At 73.5% G+C, this 7,229-nt stretch carries 7 protein-coding genes; 6 read left to right on the top strand and 1 reads right to left on the bottom strand.

Annotation, left to right across the window (positions count from 1 at the left end; translation table 11 throughout):
- Positions 1 to 144 precede the first annotated feature (144 nt).
- On the bottom strand, positions 145 to 426 hold the full coding sequence (locus ACWF9Z_RS28755) for an HPr family phosphocarrier protein (protein ID WP_453606599.1): 282 nt from the start codon (positions 424 to 426) through the stop codon (positions 145 to 147).
- Between the two features lie 185 nt (positions 427 to 611).
- Between ACWF9Z_RS28755 and ACWF9Z_RS28750 the strand changes: the two genes are divergently transcribed.
- The 6 genes from ACWF9Z_RS28750 to ACWF9Z_RS28725 all read left to right on the top strand — a co-directional run bounded on the left by ACWF9Z_RS28750 (position 612) and on the right by ACWF9Z_RS28725 (position 7,102).
- A complete protein-coding gene (locus tag ACWF9Z_RS28750) occupies positions 612 to 3,422 on the top strand; it encodes a bifunctional acetate--CoA ligase family protein/GNAT family N-acetyltransferase (protein WP_453606597.1) in 2,811 nt (936 codons plus the stop codon).
- Positions 3,423 to 3,493: 71 nt separating this feature from the next.
- On the top strand, positions 3,494 to 4,093 hold the full coding sequence (locus ACWF9Z_RS28745; RefSeq protein WP_214953196.1) for a DUF5998 family protein: 600 nt from the start codon (positions 3,494 to 3,496) through the stop codon (positions 4,091 to 4,093).
- Positions 4,093 to 5,298 carry an alkaline phosphatase family protein gene (locus ACWF9Z_RS28740; protein WP_453606595.1) on the top strand — a complete coding sequence of 402 codons (1,206 nt, stop codon included), beginning with the start codon at positions 4,093 to 4,095 and terminating at the stop codon, positions 5,296 to 5,298. Before ACWF9Z_RS28745 ends, ACWF9Z_RS28740 begins: the two co-directional genes overlap by 1 nt.
- Before the next feature lie 75 nt (positions 5,299 to 5,373).
- Complete coding sequence (locus ACWF9Z_RS28735) at positions 5,374 to 6,024, top strand: thymidine kinase (RefSeq protein WP_453606592.1); 651 nt, start codon at positions 5,374 to 5,376, stop codon at positions 6,022 to 6,024.
- Positions 6,025 to 6,128: 104 nt separating this feature from the next.
- Entirely contained in the window at positions 6,129 to 6,539 is a 411-nt protein-coding gene (locus ACWF9Z_RS28730) for an SseB family protein (RefSeq protein WP_453606589.1), read from the top strand.
- A complete protein-coding gene (locus tag ACWF9Z_RS28725) occupies positions 6,539 to 7,102 on the top strand; it encodes a hypothetical protein (RefSeq protein ID WP_453606586.1) in 564 nt (187 codons plus the stop codon). The genes ACWF9Z_RS28730 and ACWF9Z_RS28725 overlap by 1 nt, the downstream gene beginning before the upstream one ends.
- The last annotated feature ends 127 nt before the right edge of the window (positions 7,103 to 7,229 follow it).

Genomic DNA, 7,229 nt, shown 5'->3' with positions numbered 1-7,229 from the left:
GGGGGGCCCCCCGCCCCGCGCGGGCGCGACCCCCCCCGCCCCCCCCCCCCTCCGCGCCCCGCGTCCGCCTCGCCCCCGGGGGGGGGGGGGCCCCCCCCGCTTCTGCGTACGGGCCGTACGGGTCGTACGGGCGAACCCGAAGGGTCAGACGGTCTCGGGGAGCTCGTCGAGGCCCTCGGCGACCAGCTTCGCGAGGCGGTCCAGCGCGGCCTCGGCGCCGTCGGCCTCGGACGTGAGCACGATCTCCTCGCCGCCCTGGGCGCCCAGGCCCAGGACCGCCAGCATGGAGGCGGCGTTGACGGGGTCGCCGCCGGCCTTCGCGATGGTCACCGGGACGCCGGAAGCGGTCGTCGCGCGGACGAAGATCGAGGCGGGACGAGCGTGCAGGCCCTCGGCCCACCCGACGTTGACGCGGCGCTCTGCCATGGTGATGCCCTTCAGGTTCTTACGGTTGTCTAGACCAGTCTCTCACGACGTCCGGAATGGTCGAACCGACCTTCGGCCCGAATGTGCCGCCGTTCGACCTGTCCCAGCTTGCCCTGATCCATGACGGCTTGCCCGATGCGCCGCGCCCGGGCCACTCGAACCGTGGCACGCCCTAAAGTGGCCCCATGACCACCGAGTCGGACCCCTCGTACCCGGACCACTGGGAAGCGGACGTCGTCCTGCGCGACGGCGGAACCGCCCGGATCCGGCCCATCACCACCGACGACGCCGGCCGGCTGGTCAGCTTCTACGAGCAGGTCTCCGACGAGTCGAAGTACTACCGGTTCTTCGCCCCCTACCCCCGCCTCTCCGCCCGCGACGTGCGCCGCTTCACGCACCACGACTACGTGGACCGCGTCGGCCTCGCCGCGACGATCGGCGGCGAGTTCATCGCCACCGTCCGCTTCGACCGGATCGGTGCCGACGGGCGTTCGGCCACCGGGCCCTCCGACGAGGCCGAGGTCGCCTTCCTCGTCCAGGACGCCCACCAGGGGCGCGGCGTGGCCTCCGCGCTGCTCGAACACATCGGCGCGGTGGCGCGCGAGCGCGGAATCCGCCGCTTCGTCGCCGAGGTGCTGCCCGCCAACACCAAGATGATCAAGGTGTTCACGGACGTCGGCTACCAGCAGAAGCGCAGCTTCGAGGACGGCTCCGTCCACCTCACCCTCGACCTCGAACCCACCGCCGAATCCCTCGCCGTCCAGCGTGCCCGCGAACAGCGCGCCGAAGCCCGCTCCGTGCAGCGGCTGCTCGCCCCCGGCTCCGTGGCCGTGATCGGAGTCAGCCGCTCCGGCGCGGGAGTGGGCGCGGCCGCCCTGCGCAACCTGCGCGACGGCGGCTTCCACGGCCACCTCTACGCCGTCAACGAGGCGGCCGGAGCCGACCTGCTGGACGGCGTACGGGCCTACCGCGCGGTCGGCGACATCGGCGCCCCGGTGGACCTCGCGGTGATCGCGGTCCCGGCGGACCGGGTCCCGGAGGCGGTGGCCGCCTGCGGCGACCACGGGGTGCAGGGCCTGGTGGTGCTGTCCGCCGGTTACGGGGAGAGCGGCGCCGAGGGCCTGGCCCGCCAGCGCGAACTGGTGCGGCAGGTGCGCTCGTACGGGATGCGGCTCATCGGGCCCAACGCCTTCGGGGTGATCAACACCGCGCCCGAGGTGGAGCTGAACGCCTCGCTCGCCCCCGCCCCGGCCCCCGTGCGGGGACGGGTCGGCCTGTTCACCCAGTCCGGAGCGATCGGCATCGCGCTGCTCTCGGGGCTGCTGCGGCGCGGGGAGGGACTGTCCTCCTTCGTCTCCGCCGGGAACCGGGCGGACGTCTCGGGCAACGACATCCTCCAGTACTGGTACGACGACGCCGCGACCGACGTCGCGCTGATGTACCTGGAGACCCTGGGCAACCCGAGGAAGTTCACCCGGCTCGCCCGGCGCACGGCCGCCGTCAAACCGGTGGTCGTCGCCAAGGGCGGCCGCCACACCCCCGCCGGACACGTGGTCCCCGGCACCCGGCTGCCCGAGGCGACGGTGTCGGCGCTGCTGCGCCAGGCCGGCGTGATCAGGGTCGACACGGTGACGGAGCTGGTGGACGTCGGCCTGCTGCTGGCCTCGCAGCCCGTGCCGGCCGGTCCCCGGGTGGCGATCCTCGGGAACTCCGAGTCGCTCGGGGTGCTCACCTACGACGCCTGCCTCACGGAGGGGCTGCTCCCGCTCCCGCCGCTGGACCTGACGACGGCGGCCTCGCCGGAGGACTTCCGCGCCGCGGTCGCCGCGGCGCTGGCCTCGCCGGACAACGACGCCGTGGTCGTCACCGCGATCCCCTGGGTGAGCGAGCACGCACTGGCGGACGACCTGGCGGAGGCCCTGCGCGCGGCGGCCCGGGAACATCCGGGCAAGCCGGTGGCCGTGGTCCACGTGGAGCTGGGCGCGCTGGCCGAGGCCCTCTCGGCGGCCACCGGCCCGGCGACGCCGCCGCTGCCCGGAGCGGTCGCACCCGCGCCCGCGCCGGCCACGACGCCCGCGCCCGCGTCGGCCACCGCCGCCCGCCCCGCGCCCCGCGCGCCGGGCGAGAGCCGGATTCCCAGCTATCCCGCCGCCGAGCGGGCCGTGAAGGCGGTCGCCGAGGCGGTCCGGTACGGACAGTGGCGCCGTACCATCGCCGAACCCGGGCAGGTGCCCGAGTACGAGGACATCGACGAGAACGGCGCCGCCGCCCAGGTGTCCCGGCTGCTGGCCGGCGTGGGGGAGCGGGAGGTCCTGACCCTGGAGGACCCCGACGCCCGCGAGCTGCTCGCCCGTTACGGGATCCGGGTGCACCCCACCCTCCCCGCCCCCAGCGCGGACGCCGCCGCCCGCGCCGCCCGGGTCCTCGGCTACCCCGTCGCGCTCAAGACCACCGCCGCCCACCTGCGCCACCGCGCCGACCTGGGCGGCGTACGCCTCGACCTCACCACCGAGGCCGGGCTGCGCCGCGCCTACGAGGAGCTCACCGACGCGCTCGGCAAGCCACAGGAGCTGCTCCCCGTGGTCCAGGCGATGGTGCCCCGGGGCGTCGACACCGTCGTCCGCTCCGTCATCGACCCCGCGGCCGGCGCCGTCCTCTCCTTCGGGCTCGCCGGAGTCGCCTCCGAACTGCTCGGCGACACCTCGCACCGGCTGGTCCCCGCCACCGACCGGGACGCGGCAGGCCTGATCCGGTCCATCCGCGCCGCCCCGCTGCTCTTCGGATGGCGCGGAAGCGCCCCCGTGGACACCCCCGCGCTGGAGGAGCTGCTCCTGCGCCTGTCCCGGCTGGTCGACGACCACCCGGAGGTGGTCGGGGTGGACCTGGAGCCCGTGGTCGTCGCTACCGACGGGCTGTCCGTGCTCAGCGCGACCGTCCGCGTCGCCCACCCGCCCGCCCGCGGCGACCTCGGGCCGCGGACCCTGCCCAGCTACTGAGCCGGGGGCGGGGAAGTCCGGGGGCGCCGGGGGCGGCCGGGGTGCCCCGTACGGGCCTTAAGATGGACCTCATGGCGAAATCCGGTACGACGACCCAGGGGCTGCGCACGGCGATCGAGCGCAGCGGCTACTACCCGGCCCTCGTGGCCGAGGCCGTGGAGGCCGCGGTGGGCGGCGAGCCGATCTCGTCCTACCTGGTCCACCAGGAGACGACCTTCGACTCCAACGAGGTGCGCCGGCATGTCACCGTGCTGGTCCTCACGGGCAACCGTTTCATCGTGAGCCACACCGACGAGCAGGCCGCCGACGCCGGGTCCCCGTCGCCGTACGCGACGACCTCCACCGAGTCGGTCAAGCTGTCCGGCATCTCCTCCGTGGTGCTCAGCCGCGTCGTGGCCAACCCCGAGTCCTACACTCCCGGCACCCTGCCCCGCGAAGTGGTCCTGACCATCGGCTGGGGCGCGGTCTCGCGCATCGACCTGGAGCCCGCCGCCTGCGGCGACCCCAACTGCGACTCCGACCACGGCTACACCGGCAACTCCACCGCCGACGACCTCAGCCTGCGCGTCAGCGAGGCGGGCGACGGCCCGGAGGCGGTCCGCCAGACCCTCCTCTTCGCCCAGGCCCTGTCCGAGGCCACGGCGGCCACGTCCGCCGGCCCCGCCCGCTGATGGCGTACTCCGCCGCGCAGAGCTGGCAGGACGAGCCGGAACTGCTGGACCTCGCCGGCGCCCCCGTACCGGAGTACGGCGTCGGCTCGCTCGCCGACCTGCTGCCCACCCTCGTCGCGGGGCAGGGCGTGGCCGGCTTCGAGTCCGTGATCACCGAGCTGACCCCGGCCGACCGGAACTGCGTGTTCCTCGTCGACGGCATGGGCTGGGAGCAGATCAAGGCCCACCCGGACGAGGCCCCGTACCTCACCTCCCTGCTCGGCAGCTCGCGCGGCGGCACCGGCCGGCCCATCACCGCGGGCTTCCCGGCGACCACCGCCACCTCGCTGGCCTCGGTCGGCACCGGCCTGCCGCCCGCGCGCCACGGCCTGCCCGGCTACGCCGTGCGCAATCCGGCCACCGGCGAACTGATGAACCAGCTCCGCTGGTACCCGTGGACCTCGCCCAAGCCCTGGCAGCCGTACCCGACGGTCTTCCAGCAGGCGGACGCGGCCGGAGTGGCCACCGCGCAGGTGTCCTCGCCCGCGTTCCAGACCACCCCGCTCACCAAGGTCGCGCTGAGCGGCGGCACGTTCCTCGGCCGGATGACCGGCGAGGAGCGCATGGACCTCGCGGCCGAGCGCCTCTCGGCCGGCGACCGCTCGCTCGTGTACACGTACTACAGCGAGCTCGACGGGGCCGGGCACCGGCACGGCGTCGACTCCGACGCGTGGCGCGGCCAGCTCATGTACGTGGACCGGCTCGTCCAGCGGCTCGCCGAGCAGCTCCCGCCGCGCACCGCGCTGTACGTGACCGCCGACCACGGCATGGTGGACGTCCCGTTCGACGAGGACTCCCGCATCGACTACGACGACGACTGGGAACTCGGCGCGGGCGTGGCCCTGTTGGGCGGCGAGGGCCGGGCCCGGCACGTGTACGCCGTACCGGGCGCCGAGGCCGACGTCCTGACCGTGTGGCGCGAGGTGCTCGGCGACCGCTTCTGGATCGCCAGTCGCGAAGAGGCCCTGGAGCTGGGCTGGTTCGGGGCGCCGGGGGAGTGCGACGAGCGGGTCCTCGGCCGGATCGGCGACGTGGTCGCCGCGGCCCAGGCCGATGTCGCGATCACCGCTTCGCGCAACGAGCCCAATGAGTCGGCACTCACCGGAATGCACGGTTCCATGACCGCCGCCGAGCAGCTCGTCCCGCTGCTCGAAATCCGCTCCTGACGACCCACCCGCGCACTCGCCCGCCCCCCCGCCTCCCCCGCTGTTCCCCCTCGCCCGAAAGGCCCCGTACTCCCCATGCCCGAGCTGGTGTTCTTCTCCGGAACGATGGACTGCGGAAAGAGCACTTTGGCGCTCCAGATTGCCCATAACCGCGACGCGCGGGGTCTTCAGGGCGTGATCTTCACCCGGGACGACCGGGCGGGCGAGGGCAAGCTGTCGTCCCGGCTGGGTCTGGTGACGGAGGCGGTCGAGGCGCCGGAGGACATGGACCTGTACGCGTACCTCGTCGCGCAGCTCTCGAAGGGCGGCAAGGCGGACTACGTGATCGTGGACGAGGCCCAGTTCCTGGCCCCGGAGCAGATCGACCAGCTGGCCCGGATCGTCGACGAGCTCGGCCTGGACGTCTTCGCCTTCGGCATCACCACGGACTTCCGCACCAAGCTGTTCCCGGGCTCCCAGCGGCTGATCGAGCTGGCGGACCGCCTGGAGCAGCTCCAGGTCGAGGCCCTGTGCTGGTGCGGCGCCCGGGCCACGCACAACGCCCGCACGATAGACGGCGAGATGGTCGTCGAGGGCGCCCAGGTCGTCGTCGGCGACGTGAACCGTCCGGCCGGGGAGATCGGCTACGAGGTCCTCTGCCGCCGCCACCACCGCAAGCGCATGACCTCGGCCTCCGCCCGCGCCGGCACCCTCTCCCCGGACGTCCTCCCGGTCAACCACGCTTGATCGCCCGGTGACATAGGCCTCACCGCGGCCCTGGACAGAACCGGCGGGGGTCCCGATAGCGTCTCTTCCGGGTACGCCGACCGGCGCTGGAGGGGATGCGGGCCATGGAACTGACCAGGGAAATCGCCGCGATACGGGGCGGATCAGGTGATCCTGCCCGGCTGGTGGGTGAGTTCCGGCGGGCGGTGCTGCTCGTCCCGCTCGAGGACGGCGCCGACGGCGGGCTGATGTCGGCGGTGTCGGGTGGCATCCGCTGGATCTACGCGTTCACCGACGAGGAGGCGCTGGGGCGGTTCGCGGCGGCGCGCGGCGAGGCGGACGCCGGCCGGGAGTGGGAGTTCCTCTCGGTGCTGGGTGCGCGGCTGGTGGACGCGGTGGTGCCGATGGCGGAGGGCCCGGCGGGTGTGGCCGTGAACGTGGCGGACGCGGAGGGGTCGATGTTCTTCCCGCCGGTCGCGGGGATCGTTCCCGACGGCAGTGCGGTGGATCTCGCCGGTGGCGGGGAGGCGGCCTGATGGCGGGTGACGGGGATCTTGAGGTCTCGCCGGCGGCGGTCAGGAACGTTCAGGACGGTCTGCGGGCGGCGATCGGTGAGTTGCGGGAGTCGGGGGACGCGGCCGGTGCCTCGATGGGTGCGGGGTTCGAGAACCTGTCGATGACGGGGATGGAGGCCGGGCACGCGGGGGTGGCCACGGACTTCGAGGACTTCTGCGAGCGCTGGGAGTGGGGTGTGCGCAGCCTCATCCAGAACGCGAGCACGCTGGCGGGGTCGCTGGGGATCGCGGCGGGCACGGTGTGGGAGGAGGAGCAGTACCTCCAGGGGTCGTTCAAGGTGGTGGCGAACGCCGCGTACGGTAATCCGCACGCCAGTGAGGACGAGATCGAGCAGAAGAAGTGGGGGGACATCTTCTCCGCGGACGTCTACAAGCCCGACTACAGCCGGGAGTCCTTCGAGAAGGGCTCCAAGGACATCGGGCAGACCTGGTCGGACACGGGGGAGAAGCTGAAGTCCAGCGGGAAGATCGGTTCGCTGAACGACCTGCTGGAGCAGGCGAAGCGTGACGCGGGCGGTCACTGATGGGGTGGCGGGACTTCGTTCCGGACGTCGTGGAGGACGTCGTCGAGGACGGGGCGGAGAAGGTCGGCGACGCGATCGAGTGGGCCGGTGACAAGACGGCCGACTTCGCGGAGGACGTCGGTCTGGA

Source organism: Streptomyces sp. NPDC054961 (assembly GCF_053609145.1).
The sequence above is the reverse complement of the archived record's forward strand: the minus strand, read 5'-3'. Positions and strand labels throughout refer to the sequence as shown.

Bases quoted from the DNA above. Each gene is read 5' to 3' on its own strand.
- ACWF9Z_RS28730 (WP_453606589.1), top strand. From the start codon at position 6,129: ATGGAACTGACCAGGGAAATCGCCGCGATACGGGGCGGATCAGGTGAT.
- ACWF9Z_RS28750 (WP_453606597.1), top strand. From the start codon at position 612: ATGACCACCGAGTCGGACCCCTCGTACCCGGACCACTGGGAAGCGGAC.
- ACWF9Z_RS28745 (WP_214953196.1), top strand. From the start codon at position 3,494: ATGGCGAAATCCGGTACGACGACCCAGGGGCTGCGCACGGCGATCGAG.
- ACWF9Z_RS28755 (WP_453606599.1), bottom strand. From the start codon at position 426: ATGGCAGAGCGCCGCGTCAACGTCGGGTGGGCCGAGGGCCTGCACGCT.
- ACWF9Z_RS28740 (WP_453606595.1), top strand. From the start codon at position 4,093: ATGGCGTACTCCGCCGCGCAGAGCTGGCAGGACGAGCCGGAACTGCTG.
- ACWF9Z_RS28735 (WP_453606592.1), top strand. From the start codon at position 5,374: ATGCCCGAGCTGGTGTTCTTCTCCGGAACGATGGACTGCGGAAAGAGC.
- ACWF9Z_RS28725 (WP_453606586.1), top strand. From the start codon at position 6,539: ATGGCGGGTGACGGGGATCTTGAGGTCTCGCCGGCGGCGGTCAGGAAC.